The sequence below is a fragment of the Nonomuraea sp. KM88 genome (assembly GCF_052245635.1).
Taxonomy (GTDB): domain Bacteria; phylum Actinomycetota; class Actinomycetes; order Streptosporangiales; family Streptosporangiaceae; genus Nonomuraea.
The window spans coordinates 87,107-111,768 of the sequence record NZ_JBQQCC010000008.1 but is presented as its reverse complement, the minus strand read 5'-3'; the positions used below and the strand labels follow the sequence as shown (position 1 = coordinate 111,768).

The following is a 24,662-nucleotide window of genomic DNA, read 5'->3' as shown; positions in this document are numbered from 1 at the left end:
ACCGGGACGCGTGGAGGGATGCCGAAGCGTCACGCAGCGTCGCCGTGATGCGTACTACCGTCATCGGGTATGAGGCACACCATCGTCATGACATCGTTAGCCGCCGCCTTTCTGGTCGCCGGTTGCTCGATCACCACCCCCGAGCCCGACCAGAAAGGCATCGTCTACGACGCGGGCATCTTCTCCGACACCACGTTCCAGAACTGCGTCGAGCCGGGCGTGCGCGACGTGTCCGGCCCGGGAGACCAGGGTTACGTCTATCCGGCCGGCCAGCGCACGTTCGAGTTCGCCGCCGACCCCAATGATCCGGAAGGGGAGAAGACGAAGCCGGGGGCCGAGTCCGGGCCGCTGACGATGTGGACCAAGGACCCGCTGGAGATGCGGGTGTCCGGCGTCGTCACGTTCTCGCTCACCAGCGACTGCAAGACGTTGCGGCAGTTTCACGAGCAGATCGGGCTGAAGTACGACGCCGACACCGACGAGGGCTGGGACAAACTGCTCAGCGTCTACATCGGGCAGCCGCTCGACCGGGCCCTCGACGCGGCCAGCAAGGAGTTCGCCTGGCGCGAGCTGACCTACCGCGACCCGCAGGCCAAGCAGCAGTGGGAGGCGAAGGTCGCCGAGTACATGGGGCAGTTCCTGCGCGAGCAGGGCGGCACCGCCTTCTTCGACAAGTTCTCGGTCACGCTGCAGCAGCCGCAGCCGCCGCTGAAGGTGCGCGAGGCGATGGCCGCCGTCCAGCAGGCTCAGGAGGAGAACACGGCGCAGAAGGCGAAGAACGAGAAGGCGCGCACCGAACTGGAGGCCATCAAGGCGCTGAAGGACGTGCTCGGCGCGCAGGGCGCGGTCATGTGGCAGGCCGTCAAGGACGGGCGCATCCAGATCATCGTCTCCGACAGCGGCCAGATCAACGTCACGCCGAACCAGGGGCGGAAGGCGAACTGAGCGGCCACCCCCGGTCCGCGCCCGCCCGCCAGGTCAGGCGAGCCTGTGCCTCAGAGCTTGAAGAGCTTGGGGTACGGCGCGGCGATGCGGCGGGTCTGGGCGCCGAAGTCGACGAGGACGGCGACGCCTTCCTCGACCCCGACGACCGAACCGAGGCCGTAGGTGTCATGGCTCACCATGTCCTGCAGGACGAAGCTCTCGAGCGGGGGCGGGGCGACTTCGGGGACGTTGAACGGGCTCCCGGGAAGGCGTCGCCGAGGTGCGGATCGGTTTGACGTCATTAATACAGTATGCGCTGTTCAGGCGGATATATCTCGGTCTTGGCCGGAAAGGCCCTCGTGCAGGCGGTGGCGAGCGGCGGCTCGGCCACGCGGTGGCCGTCACCGGGCCGACGCAGGACCGACGCCGGGCCGCCGCCGGGCGGCCCCCCAGCCGGCCCGGTGAAAGGCCCGGACGCCCTAGAACCGCACCTTCCGCAGGTAGCGGTACCCGACCTCCGCCGTACGCCGGGGCGTCACGTCGGGGGTGTCGTTCTCGACGATGTACTCGATCACCCGGTGCTTGTCGAAGATCCGCCGGAAGTCGATCGTCCCGGTGCCGAGGTCGGCCATGTCGCCGTCGAGATGCCGGTCCTTGACGTGGAACTGCAGGACCCGCTGCGGCGCCCGGCGGATCACGTCGAGCGTGAAACGCACCGGATCGCGCTCGCCGCGCCCGACGCCGCCGGTGACCGCCCAGTAGAGGTCGATCTCCAGGTGGACCAGGCGCGGATCGAGCTCTGAGGTGAGCACGTCCCAGGGCGTCCTGCCGCCCCCGAGGTCGATGGTGAACTCGTGGGCGTGGTTGTGGTAGCCGTAGCGCAGCCCGGCCTTGCGCGCGGCGGCCGCCTCCACGTTCATGCGCTCGGCCCAGGCCTTCCACTGGTCCTCGCTGTCGGAGTTCAGGTAGGGCACGACCATGAACGACTGGCCGAGCGTCAGCGCGTTCTCGATCTTGGTTTCCAGCCCGGCGTCGTCGGCGCTGATGTCGTCGTGGCTGGAGGTGGAGCGGATGCCGATCCCGTCGAGGAACTCACGCAGCTGCTTGGCCGTACGGCCGAAATAGCCCAGCGCCAGCTCGACCTTGGGGTAGCCGATCTCAGCCAGGTAGGTGAGCGTGGCGTCGTAGTCCTGGGCGAGGTCGTCGCGCACCGTCCAGAGCTGCATGCTGATCTGGCCCGGCGGGATGCGGTGCTTGCGGTGGTGGTGGGGCGGCGTGGCGGCGGCGGGCGAGGCGGCGCCGGCGATGGCCGCCGTCCCGAGCCCGAGTCCCGCCGCCAGCAGCGAGCGCCTGCTGGGGCCGTAGCCGTAACACATGGGGATCTCCTATCGCGTGGGCTGGAGCACGACCCTGTCGGTGCCGGTCAGCGGCGGCAGATCGCCGCCGGGGTCGGTGTAGGTGGCGACGAAGACGCCGGTCAGTTCGTCGGTCTCCGGGTCGTGCCCGCTCGGCTCGGTGGTCTGGATGGAGCCGGTGCAGCCGCGGGCCGTCGTCTGCGGATGGCCGTGGTCGTCGTGGCCGAGGATGTAGTCCACGGTCACGTCGGCGCAGTCGACCTCCTGGTCATCGGTGACCCGCACCTCGAACTCGACCACGTCGCCGAACGTGAACGGGTCGCCGTCCACGGGCCTGACCAGCTCCACGACCGGCGTGGCGTTGCCCACCACGATCCGCACCGACGTCGCCGCCGACCTGCCGTGCCGGTCGGTGACCTTCAGCGTGGCCTCGTACAGGCCGTTCTCCTCGTACGTGAACGACCCCTCTGCGCGGCGGGAGTCGACCCGCCCGTCGGCGTCGAAGTCCCACGCGTAGCTGAGCCGGTCGCCGTCGGCGTCGGTGGTGCCGTCGGCGGTGAAGGCGACGGCGAGCGGCGCGTGGCCGGCCGTCACCGACGCCGTGGCCGCGGGGACGGGAGTGTGGTTGCCGGTGTTGCCGATGTAGTCGTAGCGCGCCAGCTGGGCGTCCTCGTTCTCCTGGAAGTAGCCGTCGCCGTACTCCAGCACGTAGAGGGCGCCGTCGGGGCCGAACTCCATGTCCATCGGGTTGTCGAAGACGAGCGACGGCAGCACGTCCTCGATGCGCCCGTCACGGTGGAACGCCTTCACGTAGTCGCGGGTCCACTCGTAGAACAGCGGGACGCCGTCGTAGTGCTTCGGCCAGCCCACCGCCGTGCGTCCGTGCGTGTCACGCCGGTCGTAGTCGTAGGCCGGGCCCGCCATCGGGCCGATGCCGCCGGTGCCCAGCTGCGGGAACTCCGCCGAGGGGCCGTACGAGTACCACACCTGCGGCTGCACGACCGGCGGCAGCTCGCGCCTGCCGGTGTTGTGCGGCGACTCGTTGACGGGCGCGGCGCAGTCGAACGCCGCGCCGGACGCGCCGGTCGCGAAGTCGTAGTCGACGTACGGGAGCCGCGCCGTCGCGCAGTACGGCCAGCCGTAGTTGCCGGCCTTGCGGATCGTCGTCCACTTGCCCGTGCCCGCCGGGCCGCGCTGGGGGTCGGCCTCCTGCTCGTCGGGGGAGTAGTCGCCCACGTACAGGTCCCCGGTGGAGCGGTTGAGCTCGATCCTGAAGGGGTTGCGCAGGCCCATCGCGTAGATCTCCGGCCGGGTGCGCGGCGTGCCGGGCTTGAAGAGGTTGCCGCGCGGGATCGTGTACGAGCCGTCCGCGCGGACCTTGACGCGCAGGATCTTGCCCCGCAGGTCGTCGGTGTTGCCGGAGCTGCGCTGGGCGTCGAAGGCGGGGTTGCGGTCGGGCCGCTCGTCGATCGGGGTGAAGCCGGCGGAGGAGAACGGGTTGGTGTCGTCGCCGGTCGACAGGTAGAGGTTGCCCTGGGCGTCGAACACGATGTCGCCGCCGACATGGCAGCAGATGCCGCGGTCCACCGGCACGTCCAGCACGCGCTGCTCGGTGCGCAGGTCGATCGTGTCGCCGGTGAGGCGGAATCGGGACAGCCGGATCAGCCCCTTGAAGGGCGCGAAGTCGTCCGGCGTGCCGGTGAGCGGGGCGTCGCCCTCGTTGACGTCGGGGGTGGCCGGGTCGTCGACGGGGGTGTCGAGCGGCGGGGAGTAGTAGAGGTAGACCCAGTCGTCCTTCTTCGATCCCTGGCCGAAGCCAGGGCTGAGGGCGATGCTCTGCAGCCCCTCCTCGTCGTGCTGGTAGACGTCGAGCCGCGCGGCCAGGGTGTTGAGGCCGGTCTCGGGGTCGTGCAGCCAGACCTCGCCCTTCCTGGTGGTGTGCAGCACCCGCGAGTCCGGTAACACCGCCAGGTCCATGGGCTCGCCCGGATGGTCGTTCAGCGTCACCTTCTGGAACTGGTCGTCGGGCGGTGGGGCCGCGCCTCCGGACGTCCCGGAGGCCGGCGCAGCGGCCGGCACGGTGGCGGTCGCGGCGGCGTTGGTGGTGGCGGCCGGCAGGAGGATCGCCGCAGCAGCGATGGCCGCGATCACGGTTCTCGTTCCCATCAGATCCTCCTGAGGGGGCCGTCGCCCTGAGGCGACGGGGGAATGGGGAGCGGGAGGGCCGCCAAGGCCCGAGCATGCCCTGACCTGTCGGGTCCGCGCATCACGGATGCCCTTCCTGTTTGTCGGCGCCAGCCGATATCGTGACGTTGTCGTTACCGAGCGTGATGAGAGGTGGGCCGGGTTCGCCTGTACGGCGTGCGGGCAGGCCGCGCACGCCGACGCGAACGCGGCGGTCAACATCTCGAGGGCAGGGCTCGCCCTTCGCCAGGCTGCGGAAGCGGCTCAGCAAGAAGCCGCTCCCTTCAGGAAGCGGAGGAGTCACGCCTCTCCCTTCGGTCTGCTCGGGGGGTCAAGAGAGAGCGAAGCACCGTGAATGTAACCCGGCTTCCGCCGACCAAGGAGGCCCCAATTTCGTTGGCTGGAGCACTTTCGCCTCCGATCGGACTAAGTGCTTGCCGCGGCCTGCGGGCACCTCCGAGCACGGCGCCGGCGCTCGGCCTGAGCACGCGCGGGCGCCGGCCGCGCCCTCCCGTCCACCGGAAAGGTGATGCTTCCCTTGCCCGGTCAGCCGTTACGCTGCTGGGCACGATTGGTGACAATATCGCTGACATCTCAGCGGATGAGCGATGGTACGGGGGGAGCTGGACTTGTCGGCTGACCTGGGTGCGTCCGGGGCCGGTGCCGCGGCTCCGGCTGGGCCCGTGCCCGCCCGGCGGGGGGAGAGCGACGCGGACGCCGTGCTCGGCGAGATCCGCGATGCCATCGTCAGGGGCGAATACGTGCCCGACCAGCGCCTGGTGGAGGCCGACCTGAGCGCGCGCTTCGGCGCCGGCCGCAGCGCCGTCCGCGCGGCGCTGCTCCAGCTGGCCAACGAAGGGCTGGTGGAGCGCGTGCAGAACCGTGGCGCGCGGGTGCGGACCGTCTCCCTGGAGGAGGCGATCGAGATCTCCGAGGTGCGGATGGTGGTCGAGGGCCTGTGCGCGGCCAAGGCGGCCGGGCGGGCGACCGCCGCCGACGCGGCGGAGCTGCGCGGGATCGGCGCCCGGATGGAGGCGGCCGTGGCCATGGGCGACGTGCTCGGCTACTCCGAGGCCAACCAGCTGCTGCACCGGCGGATCCGCGACCTCAGCGGCCAGGGCGCCGCGGAGCGGGTCCTGGAGCGGCTGCGCGCGCAGGGCGTGCGCCACCAGTTCCGCCTGGCGCTCCAGCCCGGCCGCCCCGCCGTCTCGCTGCCGGAGCATCTGGCGATCATCGAGGCGATCTGCGCCGGTGACGCCCGGGCGGCCGAGCGGGCGGTCCGCCGCCACCTCACCAGCGTGATCGAGGCCCTGAAGGCGACGAATCCCCGACCGGCGGGAACATCGTTGCGGTAATCGCCCGGCCCGCCCGCCTCTTGACGGTTGTCGCACAGATTGTTAACAATCACGGCAGCATCGGGTCGACAGTAAGAGGCGGTTGTGGCCGAGCACCCGACACCTTCCCGCCGCGCCCGCGAGATCGTCGCCGGCGCGTACGACATCCACATCCACGTGGCGCCCGACGTGATGCCGCGGCGCATCGACGACCTGGCCCTCGCTCCACGGTTCGCCGAGGTGGGCCTTGCCGGTTATGTCCTGAAATCCCACTACGTCCCCACGACCGAGCGCGCCGCGGTGGTGCGTGCCGCCTTCCCCGGGTTCGGCGCGGTCGGGGCGATCACCATGAACGGATCGGTCGGCGGCCTGAACCCGATCGCGGTCGAGGTGGCCGCGCGCGGCGGCGCCCAGGTCGTCTGGTTGCCCACCGTGGACAGCGCCAACCAGCGCGCATGCACCGCCGCCGACCCCGAGGGCGCCAGGCCCCCGATGTGGGCGCGGCTGCAGGAAGAGCTGAGAGCCGAGGGCATGGCGGCCGACCCGGTCGACGTCGTGGCGGCGGACGGCGCCGTGCTCGACCGGGCCCGCCAGGTGTTACGGGTGATCGCCAAGCACGACATGACCCTGGCCACCGGCCATCTCAACGCGGCGGAGATCGAGACGGTGGTGGACGCGGCCGTCGCGGAGGGCGTACGCCGCATCGTCATCACGCACCCGGAGTTCACCTCGCAGCGGGTGGCCCTCGACGCGCAGCGGCGGCTGGCCGGCAAGGGCGCGCTGCTCGAACGCTGCTTCACCACCCCCTACACCGGCAAGGTCACCTGGGAGGCGTGGCTGGCCGCCATCGCCGCGGCCGGCCCTCGCCGTTCGGTGCTCTCCAGCGACCTCGGCCAGCCGTTCAACCCCCCGGTGGAGGACGGCCTGGCGCTGCTCGCCGACCGGCTGCTCGCGGACGGCTTCACCGAAGAGGACGTGCGCGTCATGGCGGTGGACAACTCCCGATGGCTGGCCGGGAGCGGCACATGAGCGCGATCCTGCGGCTGGAGTCGCTGTCCAAGCAGTTCGTCAAGGACGACCTGGGCATCGTGGCGCTGCGCGACCTCACGCTGGAGATCGAGGAGGCGGGCTTCGTCACCGTCCTGGGCCGCAGCGGATGCGGCAAGTCGACGATGCTCAACCTCCTCGCCGGTCTCATCCCGCCCTCCTCGGGGACGGTCACCTACCGGGGCGAGCCGATCCTGCGGCCGCGTCCCGAGATCGGCTACCTCACCCAGAGCGACACGCTCATGCCGTGGCGGGACGTGCGGCGCAACATCGAGATGGTCATGGAGATCAAGGGGGTGCCCGCGCCGCGCCGCCGCGAACGTGCCGCCGAGCTCATCAAACGGGTCGGGCTCCAGGGGTTCGAGCGGCACTACCCGCGCGAGTTGTCCGGCGGCATGCGGCGCCGGGTCAGCCTGGCCAGAATGCTGGTGGGAGATCCGGAGACGCTGCTGCTCGACGAGCCGTTCGGCGCGCTCGACGCGCAGCTGCGCACCGATCTGCAGGCGGAGCTGCTGCGGTTGTGGGAGGGCAGCGGGCAGACGGTGGTCTTCGTGACGCACGACATCGAGGAGGCCCTGCTGCTGGGCGACCGGGTCGTGGTGCTGGGACGGCTCGGCCGCGTGGTCCTCGACCGGAAGATCGGCATTCCCCGGCCGCGCGCCGCCGACGAGATGCGCGTCGATCCCGCGTTCGTCGCCCTGCACAAGGAGATGACGGCCGCACTGGCAGAGGGGGCCCGGTCATGAGCAGCGCATTGTCGAACACCGCGGCCGAGACCGTGCCGATCGAGCGCGGCTGGTGGGAGCGGCGCGGCGGCACAGTCACCGTGGCGCTCACCCGCCTGGCGCTGGTCGTGGTGCTGCTGGCGGTCTGGGAGTGGTCGGCCGAGCGGTGGTTCGACATCACCTTCACCAGCAAGCCGAGCGCGATCGGGGCCCGGCTGCTCGAATGGCACCAGGACGGCGTCCTGTGGGCGAACACCTGGGTGACGCTGGAGGAGATCGTGCTCGGCTTCGTGCTGGGCTCGGCCGCGGGCGCGCTCGCGGGGTTCCTGCTCGCCTCCGCGCCCCGGGTGTACCGCGTGCTCGACCCCTTCGTCATGGCGCTGTACTCGATCCCGAAGGTCGCGCTCGCCCCGCTGTTCATCGTCTGGTTCGGCATCGGCACGAACATGAAGGTGCTGCTGGCCGCGGCCACGGTGTTCTTCCTGGTGTTTCTGAACACGGCGGCGGGCGTCCGCGAGGTCGACCGAGGGCTGATCGACGCCGTGCGCCTGATGGGCGGCACCAAGCGCGACATCGCGACGAAGGTGATCCTGCCGTCGTCCATGACCGGCATGCTCACCGGGCTGAAAGTCGCGGTGCCGTACGCGCTGATCGGCGCCGTGATCGGGGAACTGGTGGCCTCCAACCGAGGGCTCGGCTACCTGATCAATGACGCGGCGGCGAACTTCGACACGGCCGGGGTGTTCGCCACCCTCGTCGTGCTGAGCGTGATCGCCGCGCTGCTCAACCTCGTCGTGGGGCTGTTCGACCGGTGGGTCGGCAGATGGAAGCCGTTGGAGGCCCGCACATGACCCCGTTCATGGCAGGACGTACTCGCTCGCGCCGTCCGCTGACGGCGGCGCTGGTCGCCGTCGTGATGGCGGTGACCGGCTGCGCCGAGCGCGGCTCCACCGCCCCGGCGAACGTGCTGAACGTCGGCCAGATCAGCAACTCCGTCGCGTTCTTCCCGCTCTTCGTCGCGGAGAGGAAGGGCTACTTCGAAGAGGAGGGCGTCACCCTCGGCGAGCGCCCGCGGCTGGGCACCGAGGCGCTGGTCACGTACCTGTTCGCCCGCGTCGGCCTGCGGACGGACACCGACGCGGAGCTCGTCAACCTGGGCGGCGTCACCTCGGCCGCGCTCGGCGCGCTCAAGTCGGGCCGGGTGGACGCGCTTGCCTTCTTCCAGCCCATCGCCCAGCAGGCGCAGGCGGCGGGGATCGGCAGGAACTACATCTCGCCGGCCCGCGGTGACGTGCCGCGGTTGTCGAACGTGGCCCATGGCGTCGTGTTCACCACGCAGGCGGCCCTGGAGGAGAAGACGGAGGAGGTCGCGGCCTTCCAGCGGGCCGTCGGCCGGGCGCAGCGCCTGATCCATGAGCAGCCCGCGCAGGTCGAGCCGCTGCTGGCCGGATATCTCAAGGGCATCGATCCCGATGCGCTCGCGGCGCTCTCCGCGATCATCAAGGAGGAGATCCCGAAGGAGATCGGTTTCGCCCGGGCCTCCTACGACACCGCCGTCGAGTTCCACCGCGAGACCGGCCTGATCGACCGGTTCCCGTCGTACGAGGAGAACGTCCCGGAGAGCCTGAGGATCGCCGGGTCCTGACGCCCGCCGTCAGGACTTCAAGATCGCGGGTCGCGGCCGGTGGGGCGGCCGGCAGACGCCGGGGCCCATGAGCCGGGGCCCGGCTCGGGGGAATGCCCGCGACCAGGTCCGGAAATCCGCCGGTCATTCGACCGAAATAGGGTTGACATTGGCCATCAGATTGTCAACAATTCTGGCTACTGTTTCATCGACAGGATGGTCGGGAGCCGGCGTGACAAAGATCGCGATGTTGGGACTGGGCGAGGCCGGTCGGATTTACGCACGTGACCTGCGTGCGGCCGGTTTCGACGTGCGGGGCTTCGATCCGTACGCGCAGGCCGGCGACGACGTGGAGCAGGTGTCCTCCGTGGAGGAGGCCGTGGCCGGCGCCGACCTAGTCCTCAGCCTCGTGGGCGCCCGCGCCGCGGAATCGGTCGCCCGGCAGGCTCTTCCTGGTTGTCCGAAACATGCTATCTACGCCGACCTCAACACCGGTTCTCCGGCACTGAAGCGCACGCTGGCGGAGCTCGCCGCGGCCGAGGACGTCCGGTTCGCCGACGTCGCGGTGCTGGCGCCCGTGCCCCGGCAGGGCGCGCGCACCCCGCTGATGGCCAGCGGGACCGGCGCCGGGACGTTCGCCGACCTCGTGCGGCCCGCCGCCGTGCCCGTGGAGAACATCCCCGGCGGAGCGGGCGCGGCCGCCGCCAGGAAGCTGCTGCGCAGCGTCTTCATGAAGGGCATGGCCGCGCTGATGCTGGAGTGCGAGACGGCCGCCGTCGCCGCGGGCGAGCAGGAGTGGCTGCGGGCACAGATCGTGGCCGAGCTCTCCGGCGACGTCGACCAGCTGATCGACCGGCTGGTCGAGGGCAGCAAGGTGCACGCCGCCCGGCGGGTGCACGAGGTCGAGGACGCCGCAGGCTACCTCGCGGAGCTCGGCCGGCCCTCCTGGGTCATGGAAGCCTCCCGCAGCTGGCTCGCCTCACTGCTGGACTGACCGTCCCCCTCCACCACGAAAGGGCTGTCCAAGACATGACCGTACGAAGAATGCTGGTCGTCGGAGCGCACAGCGCGGACTTCGTCTGGCGCGCCGCGGGCGCCATCGCCAAGCACACCCTGGCCGGCGGCGAAGCCCGCGTGGTGACGCTCTCGTACGGGGAGCGCGGCGAGTCCGGCGAGTTGTGGAAGGAGCCCGGCCAGACCGTCGAGAACGTCAAGCGGATCCGGCACGCCGAGGCCACCGAGGCGGCGCAGGCCGTCGATGCGAGCTACGAGTGCTTCGACCTGGGCGACTACCCGCTGCGCGCGGGCGGCGAGGCCATCGACAGGCTCGCCGAGCTGATGCGCGACTACGCCCCCCACGTCGTCCTCACCCACCCGGAGAAGGACCCGTTCAACCCCGACCACCCCGTGGCCTACCAGGTGGTCTCGCAGGCCCGGCTGCTCACCTCCGGCGCGGTCGTCGAGGCGGGGTTCCGCACCGCGCCGCCGTCGGAGTTCCTGGTGTTCGAGCCGCACCAGCCGGACCTGTGCGGGTTCGTCCCCACGGTGTTCGTGGACATCACCGAGGTGTTCGAGGCGAAGGCCAAGGCCATGGACGCGATGAGCGCGCAGGCGTACCTGAAGCAGTACTACACCGAACGCGCCGGGCACCGGGCCAACCACGCCCGCAAGGTCACCGGCGACAAGGCGATCCGGCACGCGGAGGCGTTCCAGCGGATCGTCCCGAACGTGGTGGGGGCGCTGTGAGCGGGCGCGACGACAGGTTCGACGAGCTGGCCCGCCTCGGCGTGGCGACCGTGTACGAGGCGTCCGGCCGCCAGGGCCTGGTCGACGAGGACTTCGTCCAGCTGATTCCCGGCACCGCCGTCGCGGGCCCCGCGCGGATCGCGGTGTGCGGCCCGGCCGACAACCGCGCCGTGCACGAGGCCGCCGCCCGCACCCGTCCCGGCGACGTCGTCGTGCTCACGATGGACAACCCGGTGCCCGTGGCGGTGGTCGGCGACCTGCTCGCGACCCAGTTCAAGGCCCAGGGTGCGGCGGGCCTGCTGATCAACGCCTCGGTGCGCGACGCGGACACGCTGCGCGAGCTCGGCCTGCCGATCTGGGCCCGGTGGATCCGGGTGCGCGGCGCGGCCAAGGCGCACCGCGGCGCGATCGACCGGCCCGCCGTCGTCGGCGGCACGCTGATCCGCCCGGGAGACGCCGTGCTCATGGACGGCGACGGCGTGGCCGTCGTCGCCGCCGAGCGGATCGACGACGTGGTGGCGGCCGGCCAGGCCCGCGAGGCGAAGGAGGCCAAGGCGCGCGAGCAGTACCTCGCGGGCGGGCTCTCCTACGACCTGCACGGCTTCCGCGCGGCCGACGAGAAGGGCTCCCCATGAAGGTCGACGTCCACGGGCTCACCCTGAAGTACGGCGACGCGGTCGCGGTGTCCGACCTCGACCTGACGGTGAAAGAGGGGGAGTCCCTTGTCCTCCTCGGCCAGTCGGGCTGCGGGAAGACCAGCACCATGCGCTGCATCGCGGGCCTGGAGACGCCGGCGTCGGCCGTCATCACCATCGGCGACCAGACGGTCTTCGACAGCGGCAGGGGCATCAACCGCGCGCCGAACAAGCGCAACGTCGGCATGGTGTTCCAGTCGTACGCCATCTGGCCGCACATGACCGTCTTCGAGAACGTGGCCTTCCCGCTCAAGATGAAGGGCAGGAAGAAGGCGGAGATCGACCAGGCCGTCCACGAGACGCTCGAACTCGTCGGCCTCGACCACCTCGCCGAGCGCGGGGCCAGCCTGCTGTCCGGCGGCCAGATGCAGCGGGTCGCCCTGGCCCGCAGCCTCGCCATGCAGCCGTCGGTGCTGCTGCTCGACGAGCCGCTGTCCAACCTGGACGCCCGGCTGCGCCACCGGCTCCGGATGGAGCTGCGCGAGCTGCAGTTGCGGCTCAGACTGACCTCGTTGTACGTCACGCACGACCAGGACGAGGCGCTGGCCCTGGCCGACCGGATCGCCCTCATGCAGTCGGGCAAGATCGTGCAGATCGGCGAGCCGCACGAGATCTACGCCAACCCGAAGAGCGCCTCCATCGCGGAGTTCCTCGGGGTCGACAACGTCATCCCCGTCACCCCGCAGGACGCCACCTGCGTCCAGCTGACGGCGACCGGGCAGAAGCTGAAGGTCGAGCCGTACGAGGCGGCCGGAACCCTGCGGCTCTGCGTCCGGGCCGAGGACGTCCTGCTCGCCGCGGGCGGCGCCGGTGACGTCAACGCGCTGCCGGGCACGATCGTCAGCTTCGCGTTCCAGGGCTCCACCGTCGCCTACCGCGTCCGGGTCGGCGACGGGCTGGAGCTGGACGCCGTCCAGATGAAGTCCGCCGGGCCGCCGTTCGGCATGAACGACGCCGTCACCGTGTCGCTGCCGGCCCGCGCGATGCGGGTGCTGCCCGCGGAAGTGGCCGCGTGATGACGTCACAGACCGCCGAGAGGCCCGTACGGAACCTGCCGGCGGGGCTGCCGGGACGCGCCCGCCGCCTGCTGCGGGAGCTGTCGCTGCCCACGGTGCTGTTCGCGCTGCTCGCCCTGCTGATCCTCGCGCCCGTGGGGCTGATCGTGTTGTCGGCGTTCGCGTCGGACACCCCACGGCCCGGCAACTTCGACCTGAGCGGGCTGACCCTCGACAACTTCGTCAACGTGGCGAGCGCGGGCTCCTTCAAGGCGGCGCTCAACTCGCTCGCCGTGGGCCTCGGAGCCTCCGCGCTGGCCCTGCTCATCGGCGGCTTCCTGGCCTTCGTCACCGCCCGCACCAACGTGTACGCGCGCGGATTCCTCTACCTGGTGGGCCTGCTGCCGATGTTGCTGCCGTCCTACGTGGGCGCGCTGGCGTGGTCGGTGCTGGGCAGCGAGAACGCCGGGCTGGCCAACATCACGCTGCGGGATCTCGGGCTGCCCGGGTTCGTCGACATCAACAACATCGCCGGCCTGATGGTGGTGCTCGCGCTCTACTACGCGCCGTACGCGTTCCTGCTGATCCACGGGGCGCTGAGCCTGATGAACCCCGACCTGGAGGAGGCCGCCAACGTGCACGGCGCGCCGTTCGGCCAGGTGTTGCGCCGGGTCACCCTGCCGCTGGTCACCCCGGCGTTCCTCGGCGCGGCCGTGCTGATCTTCGTGCTCACCATCGAGAACTTCCCGGTGTCGCAGATCATCGGCGGGGCCGCCGGCGTGGAGACGCTGCCCACGTACATCTACCGGCTGATGAACTCGACGCCGTCGCGCGGCAACGAGGCGGCCGCGGTGGCGATCGCCCTGGTCGTCGTCGTGCTGGTCGTCACCGCGCTGCAGCGGCGGATGCTGGCCAGGCGCACCTTCACCACCGTCTCGGGCAAGGGCATGAAGCCGCGCCGGATCGACCTCGGCGGCTGGCGGCTGCCCGCGCTGCTGGCCGGTCTCGGCTACTTCGTCCTGTCGACCGTGCTTCCCGTGCTCGCGCTGCTGTTCGTGGCGCTGCACGACTCGCCGTACATCGGCACGGTGCTCGGGGCGTTCGGCAAGCCGGACGCGTTCACCGTCGAGGCCTTCACCGACGTGCTCGACTCCAGCATCGCCCAGCGGGCCACGGTCAACAGCGTCGTGGTGTCGGTCGCGGCGGCGCTGCTCGGCACCCTCCTGGCGTTCGCGGTGGCGTACGTGGTGCAGCGCACCAAGCTGCCGGGCCGCCAGCCGCTGGAGTACGTGTCCATGTTGCCCCTGGCGATCCCGGCGATCGTGCTCGGCCTGGGCCTGCTGTGGACGTGGCTGATCATGCCGATCCCGGTGTACGGGACGCTCGCCGTCATGGTGATCGCGTTCGTCGCGGCGCAGATGCCGCAGGGGTTCCGCGGGGTCGCCTCGTCGATCGGCCAGGTCGACCGCGACCTGGAGGACTCGGCCGTGATGCACGGCGCCTCCCGCACCCGGGCGATCGCCACCATCACGGCGCCGCTGCTGCGGGTCGGTCTCACCTCGACCTTCCTGCTGTTGCTCATGTTGTCGATGCGCGAGCTGACGGTGCCGTTGTTCCTCTTCACGTCGGACACGCGGTTGTTGTCGATCGTGATCTTCGACGACTTCGACAACGGGATCCTGCAGCGGGCGGCCGCCACCAGCCTGCTCTACTGCCTGGTGATCCTCGTCCTGTCCATCTTGTCCAGGCGTTTCGGCGCCAGCGAGCAGAGATAGCTCAACTTTCGTAGGGAGACGTCATGAAAGCTGGCCGTACGGGTCGCAGAGCCCTTGCGACAGCCGTCGCCGCGGTCCTGGCGCTGGCCGGATGCGGCGGGTCCGCCGGCAGCGCCGGCGAGGCCTCGAAGCTGGAGGTCGGCGGCGAGCTGATCGCCGACGAGCAGCTGTTCTCGGCCGCCAAGGAGGAAGGCTCCCTGGTCTTCTACACCGGCGGCAGCGAGCACTCGGAGAAGGCCGTCACCGACGCCTTCACGGAGGCGACCGGGATCGAGGTCGAGACCATCCGGCTGGCCCCGAACAAGCTCGCCGAGCGCGTGCTCTCGGAGGTCGGAGCCAAGAAACTCGGCGCCGACGTGATCCGCATCTCGGGGGAGGACATCATCGTCTCCCTCGCCAAGGCCGGAACGTTCCAGAAGACCCCGCTGCAGGCCGCGGTGAAGACTGCGGCGGGTGACGCGATCAAGGACGACGGGCTCTACTTCTCCAGCTTCGACCGGGTCTACTCGTTCGCGTTCAACAACGCCGTCGTCCCCAAGGGCCAGGAGCCGAAGAACTGGGCGGACCTGCTGGACCCGAAGTGGCGGGGCAAGCTCGGGATCGTCCAGGTCGGAGCCGGCGGCAGCACCGCCGCGCTCACCCGGTTCCAGATCGACGAGATCGGCGACGACTTCCTGAAGAAGTACGCCGCCAACAAGCCGCGGATCTTCGACTCGTCCGCGGGGCAGACCGACGCGCTGACGCGCGGCGAGGTGTCCGTGTCGACGATGCCGGTGGCGACGGGGGTCGGGGCAATCGCCGACGGGGCGCCGCTCACGATCGCCGTCCCGGAGGAGGGCGCGGCCGGCTATCCGTTCTACGCGGGCGTGGGCGCGCAGGCGCCGTCGCCGAACGCCGCCAAGGTCTTCTCCGCCTGGCTGCTGTCCAAGGACGCCCAGAAGATCGCTGTGCAGCAGGGCGACTATCCGGTGCGCGCGGACGTCGGCACCCCGAAGGTCGGCGACCAGACCTTCCCCGCCGCCGACTCCGGCTGGCTCTACCGGACGGACGCCGAGACCTCGCTGAAGCACGTCGAGGAGGACGCGAAGCGGTGGCGGCAGATCTTCGGCTACACCGGCTGACGAACCGGTGGCCATCCTCTGGCAGTCCCGGCGGGCGGTCCCGCCGGGCGAAATGATCAAGTGAGTCAGGATCGGGGACGTCCGACCAATGAAAGTAGTGGACCGGATTCGTGAAGCCATCTTCGCGGGGGACCTGGCGCCGAATCAGCGGCTCATCGAGGTGGATCTCTGCGCCCAGCTCGGCGCATCCAGGTCGCACGTGCGCAACGCGCTGGCCGACCTGGTGAGCGAGGGCCTGGTGGAGCGGATCCCGAACCGGGGCGCGCGGGTCCGGGCGATCACCCTCGCGGAGGCCATCGAGTTCACCGAGATCCGCATGGTCGTCGAGGGGCTCTGCGCGGCCAAGGCGGCCGCCAGGGTCAGCGACGGCCAGGCCGCCCAGCTGCGCTCCATCGGGGAGCGGATGCGGCAGTACGAGGCGTCCGGCGACCTCATCGAATACTCCAACTGCAACAAGGAACTGCACGCGTTCATCAGGACGATCAGCGACCAGTCGGCGGCCGGCGACATCATCGAGCGCATCCGCGGCAACCTGACCCGCTACCAGGTGCGGCTCGCGCTCCAGTCGGGCCGCGCGGCCGTGTCGCTGCCGCAGCACCTGGAGATCATCGAGGCCATCTGCGCCCGCGACGAAGGCCGGGCGGAGGCCGCCATGCGCGCTCACCTGCGCAGCGTCATCGAGGCCCTGGAGAAGACCCGGCCCGCCACGGAGAACGGAGACCCATGGTGACCGGACATTCCGGCATCCCCTGCATGATCATGCGCGGGGGCACGTCGAAAGGGCTGTACTTCCTCGCGGACGACCTGCCGGGCGACCCAGGGGAGCGCGACGAGCTGCTGCTGCGGATCATGGGCTCGCCGGACGACCGGCAGATCGACGGCCTCGGCGGCGCCCACCCGCTCACCAGCAAGGTGGCCGTGGTGTCCCCCGGGGACGACGGGTCGGTCGACTACCTGTTCCTCCAGGTCTTCGTCGACCAGGCGCTGGTGTCGGACCAGCAGAACTGCGGCAACATCCTCGCGGGCGTGGGGCCGTTCGCCATCGAGCGCGGCCTCGTCGCGGCGGGGCAGGACACCACGTCCGTACGCATCGCGATGGCGAACACCGGCGGCGCCGTGACCGCGACGGTGCGCACGCCCGGCGGCGAGGTCACCTACGACGGCGACGTCGAGATCGCCGGGGTGCCCGGCACGGCCGCGCCCGTCGTCCTCGACTTCCAGGGCACGGCCGGCTCGACGTGCGGCTCGCTGCTGCCCACAGGACAGGTCAGCGAGGTCATCGACGGCGTCGGCGTCACCTGCGTGGACAACGGCATGCCGGTCGTGGTGATGCCCGCGGCCCAGCTGGGCGTCACCGGCGTGGAGAGCCCCGAGGAACTGGAGAACGACGCGTCGCTGCGCCGCCGCCTGGAGGCGCTCCGCCTGGAGGCGGGCCGCCGGATGGGGCTCGGCGACGTCAGCGACACCACGGTGCCCAAACTGACCATGGTCTCCCCGCCGCGGGCCGGCGGCGCGTGCGGCACCAGGACCTTCATCCCGCACCGGTGCCACACCTCGATCGGCGTGCTGGGCGCGGCGAGCGTGGCGGCGGCGCTGCGGCTGCCGGGCAGCGCGGTCGACGGCATCGCCGAGCTATCCGGCGGCCCGCGGGTGCGGGTGGAACACCCGACGGGCTACCTCGACGTCGAGGTCGAGTTGGACGGGCACGACGTGACCAGGACCGGAGTGGTGCGCACCGCGCGAAAGCTCATCGACGGCATCGCCTACCCGCGGTGACCGCGGGCCGGGCCTTCTGGCCGCTGCTCGTGGTCCACGCGATCCTGGTCCAGGTCGTCAGCTACGGGCTGCGGCCGTCGTTGTCGTACGCGGTGATCGAGCTCGGGTACGGGTCGGTCTGGCTGGCCGTGCTCGCGATGATGTTCGCGCTCCCGCCGCTGATCCTGGCGGTGGCCACGGGCCGCCTCGTCGACCGGGTGGGGGAGCGGCCGAGCATGGTGATCGGCGGGGCCGCGCTGACCGGCGCGTCGGCGATCGCCCTCGTCGCTTCCGAGCACCTCGCGCTGCTGATCGCCGCCACCGCCCTGCTCGGCATCGGCATCATCTTCTCGATGGTCGCCGAGCAGTCGGCGGTGACCGGCCAGGCGCGGCGGCGCGGCATGGACACCGTCTTCGGGGTCTACACGTTCATCACGTCCCTGGGGCAGGGCGTGGGGCCGCTGCTCCTGCTGATGCCGCCGGCGCCGGGCAGCCTCTCGCCGCCGCTGGAGCCGATCGCCGCCGCGTGCGGGGTGGCGAGCCTGGTGACCCTGGCGGCCTCGTTCGGGTTCGGCAGCCATCACCGCGCCGCGCCGAAGCCCGCCTCCGGGGGCCGCTGGCCGGCGCGGCGGCTGCTCGCCATCCCGGGCATGTACCGGGCGTTGCTGGTCAGCGGGCTGATCCTGGCGTCGATCGACGTGACGCTGGCGTACCTGCCCGCCCTCGCGCACAGCAGGGGCATCGCCCCCGGCTGGGTGACCGCGATGCTCGCCGCCCGCTCCCTCATGACGATGGCCTCGCGCATCAACCTGGGTTCCCTCGTGCGGATGCTCGGGCGCAGGAAGCTCACCGTGGCGGCCTGCGCGGTGTCGGCCCTCGCGCTGTGCGGCCTGCCCCTTCCCGTGCCCGTCGGCGTCCTCATCGGCCTCACCGCCGTGTACGGCTTCGCCTCGGGTCTCGGCCAGCCGATGACGATGGTCTGGGTGACCCGGCTGACGCCGTCCGGCACCCAGGGGACGGTGCTGTCCCTGCGGATCGCGGGCAACCGGCTGGCCCAGACCCTGATCCCGGCGGTGTCCGGGGCGGCCGCCGCGGTGAGCGGCGTCGCGGGTGTGCTGGTGCTGACCGGGGCGGCCCTGGGGGTCGCGGCGTGGTCGGCCACGGCGGTCCCCGACGACTGAGATCGGGGAAGGCGATTCAATAACGTCCTCCCGAGTACGGTTCTGCTGATCCCCTGCGTAGGGTCACAATCACTGCATGCCATCCTTCATGCCGCTGATTCCCGGCGACCCGGAGCGTCTGGGAGGCCTCGACCTTCTCGGCAGGCTGGGCGAGGGCGGACAAGGTGTCGTCTACCTGGCCAGGACGCCGATGGATGCGTACGTGGCCGTCAAATGGCTGCGCCCGGACCAGTCGGGCGACGAGGAGAGCGTCGAACGGTTCCTGCGCGAGGCGCAGGTCGCCCAGCGGGTGGCGTCGTTCTGCACCGCCGACGTGCTCAGCACGGGCGTCGAGCACGGCCGGCCGTACATCATGAGCGAATACGTCGAGGGGCCCTCGCTGGACCGGGTCGTCCGCCAGGATGGCCCCCGCGTGGGCCCCGCTCTCGACCGGCTGGCCATCGGCACCGCCACGGCGCTGGCCGCCATCCACGAGGGCCAGGTCGTGCACCGCGACTTCAAGCCGGGCAACGTCATCATGGCCGGCGACGGGCCGCGCGTGATCGACTTCGGCATCGCGCGCACGCTGGACCCGGTGCAGATGACCAGCAGCACCCAGATCGGCACTCCCGCGTACATGAGCCCCGAGCAGATCAGGGGCAGCGCGGTCGGACCGGCGGCCGACATGTTCTCCTGGGCCGCCACGATGGTCTTCGCGTCCTGCGGGCGGGCGCCGTTCGGCGCCGACGGCACGCACACGGTGATGCAGCGGGTGCTCTACGAGCAGCCCGACCTGGGCGCGCTGGAGGGGCCGCTGCGCGAGGTGGCCGAGCAGTGCCTGGCCAAGGACCCGGCGCGGCGGCCGACGGCCAAGCACGTCATGATGCGGCTGCTGCGCAGGTCGGAGCCCGGGGCCCAGCCGAGCGCCGGGCACGTCGACGAGAGCGGCGGGCCGGCGCCCGCCACCCCGCCCACCCCGCTGGCGGCCGCCCCGCCGTCCGTCCCCCAGCGGCCCGCGCGGGCGCTGCGGCGCAAGACCGTCGTCGTCGGCGCGGCCGTGGCGACGGCTCTGCTCCTCACGGTGGCGGGGGTCGCGGCGACCGGGCTGATGACGCCGAACGGCAGCGTGGCCCAGCCCACCGCGTCCTCGCCGTCGTCGCCCGCGCCGTCGAAGGCGGCGACCCCGGCGCCGAGCCCCACGGCCGCGCCCGTCGACACCGATCTGCCCGGCGGGGCCGAGCTCTTCGAGCGGCCCGGCGACCCGATCAGGCTGATGTCGTACAGCATCGAGAACGAGAAGACCGACGAGGACGTCTATTACGCCAGGAAGGTGCGGCAGGGCACGTTCGAGAAGTACACCGGCATCCTCGACTCGCTGGTCTCACCTGACGGCCGCTACCACGCGATCAGGCAGACCGACTACACCTCCGACGGCTACGACTCCGTGCTCATCACCAACGGCGAGGCAGGGGCCAGCTTCCGGGTCAAGACCGTGCACGATCCGCTGGAGAGCACCATCACGGCCTGGTCGACGGACAGCTCGAAGATCCTGCTCAACGTGAGCAAGCCGACCAAGGACGCGCAGGGCAAGGAAGGCCGGGCCACCACCGGCTTCGCCATCATCGACGTGGACCGGGCCGACCTGGCCCGGAGCAAGGCGAACGTGGTCGACGTGCACGACGCCACGCTCGGCGACGACGAGTTCGGCTGGGACGCCCGGGGAGAGGGCGTGATCTACTTCCACGAGAAGATCAAGGGGCTGCGCTTCTACGACGCCTCCGGCCGGCCCGCGCGCGACCTGCCCGGCGTGGGCGCGCTCGAGGCCGGAGCCGAGCTCCAGTTCTCGCCGTCGGGCAAGACCTTCGTGACCGACTGCCGCGACGGAGAGGCCGACGGCGATCACTGCCTCTGGGACACCGCGACCGGCAGGCAGGCCCGTACGTTCTCCTCCGACTGCGACAAGGTGCTCGGCTGGTTCGACGAGAACCATCTCTTCTGCTGGGAGCAGGACAACGGCGCCAACGACGAGATCCAGGTCGTGACCCTGGACGGCAAGCTGGTGCGCAGGCTGCTGGACGTCCCCAAGGACGTGGATCTCTCCCCCCGGTACGCGGCGAACACCTCCTCATGACAGCGAGCTTGCCCGCGATCCCCAGCGTCACGACACAATGACGCCATGCCATCCTTCACATCGCTCGTGCCCGGCGATCCCCCCGACCTGGGTGGCCTGGAGCTCCTCGGCAGGCTGGGTGAGGGCGGGCAGGGCGTCGTCTACCTCGCCAGAACACCCATGGGTGCGCACGTGGCCGTCAAATGGCTGCGCGGCGACCAGGCGGACGACGAGGAGAGCGTCCAGCGGTTCCTGCGCGAGGCGCAGGTCGCCCAGCAGGTGGCGCCCTTCTGCACCGCCGTCGTGCTCAGCACGGGCGTCGAGCACGGCCGGCCCTACATCGTCAGCCAGTACGTCGAGGGTCCCTCCCTGGAGCGGATCGTGCTGGACGAGGGCCCCCGCGCCGGCGCCGCGCTGGACCGGCTGGCCATCGGCACCGCCGCCGCGCTGGTCGCCATCCACGAGGGCAAGGTGGTGCACCGCGACTTCAAGCCGGGCAACGTCATCATGGCCGGCGACGGGCCGCGCGTGATCGACTTCGGCATCGCGCGCACGCTGGACCCGGTGCAGATGACCAGCAGCACCCAGATCGGCACTCCCGCGTACATGAGTCCCGAGCAGATCCTGGGCCGGCCGGTGGGGCCGGCGGCCGACATGTTCTCCTGGGGCGCCACGATGGTCTTCGCGTCCTGCGGGCGGGCGCCGTTCGGCCATGACGGGCCGCACGCGGTGACGGACCGGGTGCTCAAGGCCCCGCCCGACCTCGGCGTGCTGGACGGGCCGCTGCGCGAGGTGGTCGAGCGCTGCCTGGCCAAGGATCCGGCGGAGCGCCCGACGGCCCAGCAGGTGATCATGCAGCTGCTGCGGAAACCGCCGGCCGTCGGCGACCCGCTCAGGGAGGTGACCTGGGAACCGCCGGGGGAGGCCGGCCCGCCCGCGAGCCAGGAACGCACGCGCCGCCCCGTCGCCGGCGTGGCCGCCGCCGTCACCGCGCTCGTCCTGGTGTCGGGGGCGGCCGGGGTGGCCGTGGGCAAGGCCGTCTACGAGCCCGACCCGCTCACCACCCGGACCGCGGCCGTCACATCGCCGACGCCACAGGACGCGAGCACGCCGGAACCCGTCGAGACCAAGCCGCCAGGCGGCCGGATCACCCTCTACGAGAGCCCGGCCGACCCGATCAGGCTGACGGCGTACGAGCTCAAGGACAAGAAGTCCGACACCTACGTCGACTACGCCAGGCAGTCGCTGGAGGGCACGTTCGAGAAATATCCCGACAACGACAAGTCGCTGGTCTCCCCCAACGGCCGGTATCTCGCGGAGAGGCCCAAGCTCTACACCGACGACGACTACAGCTCGGTCCTGCTCACCAACAGGGACACGGGGGCCAGTTTCCGGGTCAAGACCGTGCGCAAGCCGATGAGCGGCTCCATCCAGGCCTGGTCGAAGGACGGCACGAAGATCCTGCTCAACGTCACCAGGAAGGCCGGGGAGGAGTGGCTCACCGTGGGCTTCGCCATTCTCACGGTGGACCACACCGACCTCGCGAGGAGCGCGGTCAGCGTGGTAGAGGTGGCCGACAAGGCGATCGCAGACCACGAGTTCGTCTGGGGCCCCGGCGAGCAGAGCGTGGTCAGCGCCTACGGCGACGGCGAGGGGTTACGCGTCTACGACCCTTCCGGCAAGCTCACGCGCGACGTGCGGGACGTCGGTGAGCCGCCGTTCGACGACGCGCAGATCTTCTCCCCCTCGGGCGCGACGTTCGTGACCGACTGCCCGAGCGGCCACGACGGCGACCACTGCCTCTGGGAGTCCGCCACCGGCAAGCAGGTCCGCGCGTTCTCCTCCGACTGCGACACGGTGATCGGCTGGTACGACGAGAGGCATCTCTACTGCTGGGAGCGGGACAACGCGAGCATGATCGAGCTCAGGGTGGTGGACTTCGGCGGCAAGCTCGTGGACAGGCTCATGGAGGTGCCCGACGGGGCCGGCGTGATCGTCCACTACACGGTCAACCCGTCCAGGACCCGGGGACCCCTCCCGGAGGGCGGCGGCTAGCGTCATCAGGTGCATGGAGAGAGGATCGACGGCATGGCGTGGACAGTGCGCAGGCCGCAGAGCAAGGTGGACATCCTGCCGAAGGAGCTCGGGAATTTCGCCGAAGGGCTTCCCCCGGCGCAGCCGGGCACGTTGTTCGTCCGGGGCAGCAACGGAGGGATGCGCGTCGCGCCGGATGCCGAGTTCGACGTGGTGTTCGGGCGTTGCGAGCCGGACGTCCACGTCTGCGTCGGCCCGAACGATCCGCACGTCAGCCGGCGGCACGGATACATCACGCGCGAGGACTCCGCCTGGATGTTGTACAACCTCGGCAGGCTGCCCATCCGCCTGCCGGGCGCGCGGCTGGTGCTCACCGGCCACCGGACGAGGTTGCCGGTGGCGCACACGCCGCTGTTCATCGTCGCCCCCGAGCAGGAACACCTGCTCGAGGTCCGGATCGTGATGGGCAGGGAGGGCTCGGGCCGGGACAACCGCCATGACGCCGAGACCCGCAACCCGCCGGGGTGGAAGCTGAGCTCGGTCGAGCGCCTGGTGCTGGTCTGCCTCGGCCAGCGCTATCTGCGGCCCGAGCCCTGGCCGCAGCCGCTGACCTGGGCTCAGGTCGCCGACGAGCTCAACCGCATCCGCCCCGGTCAGGGCTGGACGGCCAAGCGCGCCGCCCACATCGTCACCCAGACGCGCAGGCGGCTCAGCACCAAGGTTCCGGGGCTCATGGAGGAGGAGATCCCGCCGCCGCTGGGCAACACGCTCAACCACAACCTGATCACGGAGCTGCTGGCCACGTCCACGATCGGCCCGTCCGACCTCGTCCTGCTCGACGGGCCGGACACGACGGGAGCTCCGCCCGCGTAGCCGGGCGGGCGCTCACCGCGCCCGCCCGGCCGGTCCGGCTGCGCCCGCCTAGCCGGCGTAGCCGGTGATGATGCCCATGGTGAGGGCGGTGCGCTCCGGGATGTGCTCGACGATGGCGTGCTCGCCGCGGGAGTGGGAGCCCGCTCCCACAGGGCCGAGCCCGTCGAGCACGGGACGGCCGAGCGCGGAGACGAAGTTGGCGTCGCTGGCGCCGCCGACCCCCGCCTCGCGCAGGTCGAGGCCCTGCTCGATGGCGGCTTTGCAGGCCCTGGCGAACAGGTCTTCCGAGGCCGGGTTGGGGGTCATCGGGGGGCGGTTCCAGCCGCCGGTCAACGCGATGGACACGCGCGGGTCGGGCGAGCGCAGCGCGGCGAGCGCGGCGTCCACGCGGTCCATCTCGTCGGTACGGGAGACGCGCACGTCGATCCCGCACGTGGCGCGCCCGGCGGTGACATTGGTGCCGGTGCCGCCGTTGACGACGCCGACGTTGACCGTGGTGCCGCGCTCGGGCGCGCCCAGTGCGGCGATTTCGAGGATCAGCGCGGCCAGCGCGTGCACGGCGCTGGCGCCGGCCGTGGGGTCGAGCCCGGCGTGCGCCTCGATGCCGGTGGCGGTCACCTGGAAGATGCCCACCCCCTTGCGGGAGGTCTTCACCGCCCCGTCGATCGCGCCCTCGAAGACCAGGGTGGCCAGCGCGCCCTCGCTGGCCCCCTCGATCCGCTCGCGGGAGGCCGGGCTGCCGATCTCCTCGTCGCCGTTGAACAGCAGCCGGACCGAGGGGTGGGGGAGGCCGAGCTCGCGCAGCCCTCGCACCGCCCACACCGCCTGGACCAGGCCGGTTTTCATGTCGAAGACGCCGGGCGCGCTGATGACGCCGTCGCTGACCCGCCAGGGCCAGCCGGCGAGGGTGCCGGCCGGCCAGACGGTGTCGTAGTGGCCGACCAGCAGGACGAAGCCGGGGGCCGTGCCGTGGTAGGTCAGCTCCAGCACGTCACCGTGGCGCCCGCCGTTGTGACGCTGGAGCAGGTCCGGCTTCCCGATGCGGTCGGCGGCCCAGTCGCCGATCTCGTCGAGAGCCCGGTCGAGCAGTGCCTTGTCGTCGCTCGGGCTCTCCAGCTCGACGAGCCTGCGCAGGTCGCCGAGCATGTCGGGAAGGGCCTGGTGGGTCCACATGGGAGCCGGTGTCACTGAAGGATCCTTAATCT

22 protein-coding genes are annotated in these 24,662 nt (G+C 71.1%); 18 read left to right on the top strand and 4 right to left on the bottom strand.

The annotated features are described in order from the left end of the window. Positions 1-87: 87 nt before the first annotated feature. Positions 88-945 carry an SPFH domain-containing protein gene (locus ACTWPV_RS24090; protein ID WP_443153506.1) on the top strand — a complete coding sequence of 286 codons (858 nt, stop codon included), beginning with the start codon at positions 88-90 and terminating at the stop codon, positions 943-945. A gap of 50 nt (positions 946-995) precedes the next feature. Here the strand turns inward: ACTWPV_RS24090 and ACTWPV_RS24085 are convergent, their stop codons facing one another. The 3 genes from ACTWPV_RS24085 to ACTWPV_RS24075 all read right to left on the bottom strand — a co-directional run bounded on the left by ACTWPV_RS24085 (position 996) and on the right by ACTWPV_RS24075 (position 4,445). Further along, complete coding sequence (locus ACTWPV_RS24085) at positions 996-1,226, bottom strand: hypothetical protein (RefSeq protein WP_347647793.1); 231 nt, start codon at positions 1,224-1,226, stop codon at positions 996-998. A gap of 177 nt (positions 1,227-1,403) precedes the next feature. Next, positions 1,404-2,300, bottom strand: a complete 897-nt coding sequence (locus ACTWPV_RS24080; protein ID WP_443153505.1) for a sugar phosphate isomerase/epimerase family protein — start codon at positions 2,298-2,300, stop codon at positions 1,404-1,406. 9 nt (positions 2,301-2,309) lie between these two features. Next, positions 2,310-4,445: a PQQ-dependent sugar dehydrogenase gene (locus ACTWPV_RS24075; RefSeq protein WP_443153504.1), complete on the bottom strand. Its 2,136-nt coding sequence runs from the start codon at positions 4,443-4,445 to the stop codon at positions 2,310-2,312. A 647-nt stretch (positions 4,446-5,092) separates the two neighbouring features. Between ACTWPV_RS24075 and ACTWPV_RS24070 the strand changes: the two genes are divergently transcribed. The 17 genes from ACTWPV_RS24070 (at position 5,093) to ACTWPV_RS23990 (ending at position 23,457) form a co-directional block, all read left to right on the top strand. Next, entirely contained in the window at positions 5,093-5,818 is a 726-nt protein-coding gene (locus ACTWPV_RS24070) for a GntR family transcriptional regulator (RefSeq protein WP_443153503.1), read from the top strand. An 84-nt stretch (positions 5,819-5,902) separates the two neighbouring features. Further along, positions 5,903-6,826: a DUF6282 family protein gene (locus ACTWPV_RS24065; RefSeq protein ID WP_443153502.1), complete on the top strand. Its 924-nt coding sequence runs from the start codon at positions 5,903-5,905 to the stop codon at positions 6,824-6,826. Continuing rightward, the gene (locus tag ACTWPV_RS24060; RefSeq protein ID WP_443153501.1) at positions 6,823-7,590 is read left to right on the top strand and encodes an ABC transporter ATP-binding protein; all 768 of its coding nucleotides are present in this window, start codon (positions 6,823-6,825) and stop codon (positions 7,588-7,590) included. Before ACTWPV_RS24065 ends, ACTWPV_RS24060 begins: the two co-directional genes overlap by 4 nt. Beyond that, a complete protein-coding gene (locus ACTWPV_RS24055; RefSeq protein WP_443153500.1) occupies positions 7,587-8,420 on the top strand; it encodes an ABC transporter permease in 834 nt (277 codons plus the stop codon). The genes ACTWPV_RS24060 and ACTWPV_RS24055 overlap by 4 nt, the downstream gene beginning before the upstream one ends. Before the next feature lie 8 nt (positions 8,421-8,428). Continuing rightward, on the top strand, positions 8,429-9,214 hold the full coding sequence (locus ACTWPV_RS24050; protein ID WP_443153499.1) for an ABC transporter substrate-binding protein: 786 nt from the start codon (positions 8,429-8,431) through the stop codon (positions 9,212-9,214). 211 nt (positions 9,215-9,425) lie between these two features. Next, positions 9,426-10,187, top strand: a complete 762-nt coding sequence (locus ACTWPV_RS24045) for an NAD(P)-dependent oxidoreductase (RefSeq protein ID WP_347647785.1) — start codon at positions 9,426-9,428, stop codon at positions 10,185-10,187. A 50-nt stretch (positions 10,188-10,237) separates the two neighbouring features. Then, positions 10,238-10,939 carry a PIG-L deacetylase family protein gene (locus ACTWPV_RS24040; RefSeq protein ID WP_443153498.1) on the top strand — a complete coding sequence of 234 codons (702 nt, stop codon included), beginning with the start codon at positions 10,238-10,240 and terminating at the stop codon, positions 10,937-10,939. After that, positions 10,936-11,574, top strand: a complete 639-nt coding sequence (locus tag ACTWPV_RS24035; RefSeq protein ID WP_347647783.1) for a 4-carboxy-4-hydroxy-2-oxoadipate aldolase/oxaloacetate decarboxylase — start codon at positions 10,936-10,938, stop codon at positions 11,572-11,574. The genes ACTWPV_RS24040 and ACTWPV_RS24035 overlap by 4 nt, the downstream gene beginning before the upstream one ends. Continuing rightward, a complete protein-coding gene (locus ACTWPV_RS24030) occupies positions 11,571-12,650 on the top strand; it encodes an ABC transporter ATP-binding protein (protein WP_443153497.1) in 1,080 nt (359 codons plus the stop codon). The genes ACTWPV_RS24035 and ACTWPV_RS24030 overlap by 4 nt, the downstream gene beginning before the upstream one ends. After that, the gene (locus ACTWPV_RS24025) at positions 12,650-14,404 is read left to right on the top strand and encodes an ABC transporter permease (RefSeq protein ID WP_443153496.1); all 1,755 of its coding nucleotides are present in this window, start codon (positions 12,650-12,652) and stop codon (positions 14,402-14,404) included. The genes ACTWPV_RS24030 and ACTWPV_RS24025 overlap by 1 nt, the downstream gene beginning before the upstream one ends. 23 nt (positions 14,405-14,427) lie before the next feature. Further along, entirely contained in the window at positions 14,428-15,525 is a 1,098-nt protein-coding gene (locus tag ACTWPV_RS24020) for an ABC transporter substrate-binding protein (protein ID WP_443153495.1), read from the top strand. A gap of 88 nt (positions 15,526-15,613) precedes the next feature. Then, positions 15,614-16,255 carry a GntR family transcriptional regulator gene (locus tag ACTWPV_RS24015; protein WP_443153494.1) on the top strand — a complete coding sequence of 214 codons (642 nt, stop codon included), beginning with the start codon at positions 15,614-15,616 and terminating at the stop codon, positions 16,253-16,255. After that, a complete protein-coding gene (locus ACTWPV_RS24010) occupies positions 16,249-17,301 on the top strand; it encodes a 4-oxalomesaconate tautomerase (protein ID WP_443153493.1) in 1,053 nt (350 codons plus the stop codon). The genes ACTWPV_RS24015 and ACTWPV_RS24010 overlap by 7 nt, the downstream gene beginning before the upstream one ends. Further along, positions 17,298-18,461, top strand: a complete 1,164-nt coding sequence (locus tag ACTWPV_RS24005; protein ID WP_347647777.1) for an MFS transporter — start codon at positions 17,298-17,300, stop codon at positions 18,459-18,461. Before ACTWPV_RS24010 ends, ACTWPV_RS24005 begins: the two co-directional genes overlap by 4 nt. A gap of 76 nt (positions 18,462-18,537) precedes the next feature. Next, entirely contained in the window at positions 18,538-20,571 is a 2,034-nt protein-coding gene (locus tag ACTWPV_RS24000; RefSeq protein ID WP_443153492.1) for a serine/threonine protein kinase, read from the top strand. A gap of 45 nt (positions 20,572-20,616) precedes the next feature. Next, complete coding sequence (locus ACTWPV_RS23995) at positions 20,617-22,605, top strand: protein kinase domain-containing protein (protein ID WP_443153491.1); 1,989 nt, start codon at positions 20,617-20,619, stop codon at positions 22,603-22,605. Between the two features lie 33 nt (positions 22,606-22,638). Then, on the top strand, positions 22,639-23,457 hold the full coding sequence (locus ACTWPV_RS23990; RefSeq protein ID WP_443153490.1) for a hypothetical protein: 819 nt from the start codon (positions 22,639-22,641) through the stop codon (positions 23,455-23,457). A gap of 48 nt (positions 23,458-23,505) precedes the next feature. Here ACTWPV_RS23990 and ACTWPV_RS23985 read toward each other — a convergent pair whose 3' ends face one another. Further along, positions 23,506-24,645 carry a M20 family metallopeptidase gene (locus tag ACTWPV_RS23985; RefSeq protein WP_443153489.1) on the bottom strand — a complete coding sequence of 380 codons (1,140 nt, stop codon included), beginning with the start codon at positions 24,643-24,645 and terminating at the stop codon, positions 23,506-23,508. Between the last annotated feature and the right edge of the window lie 17 nt (positions 24,646-24,662).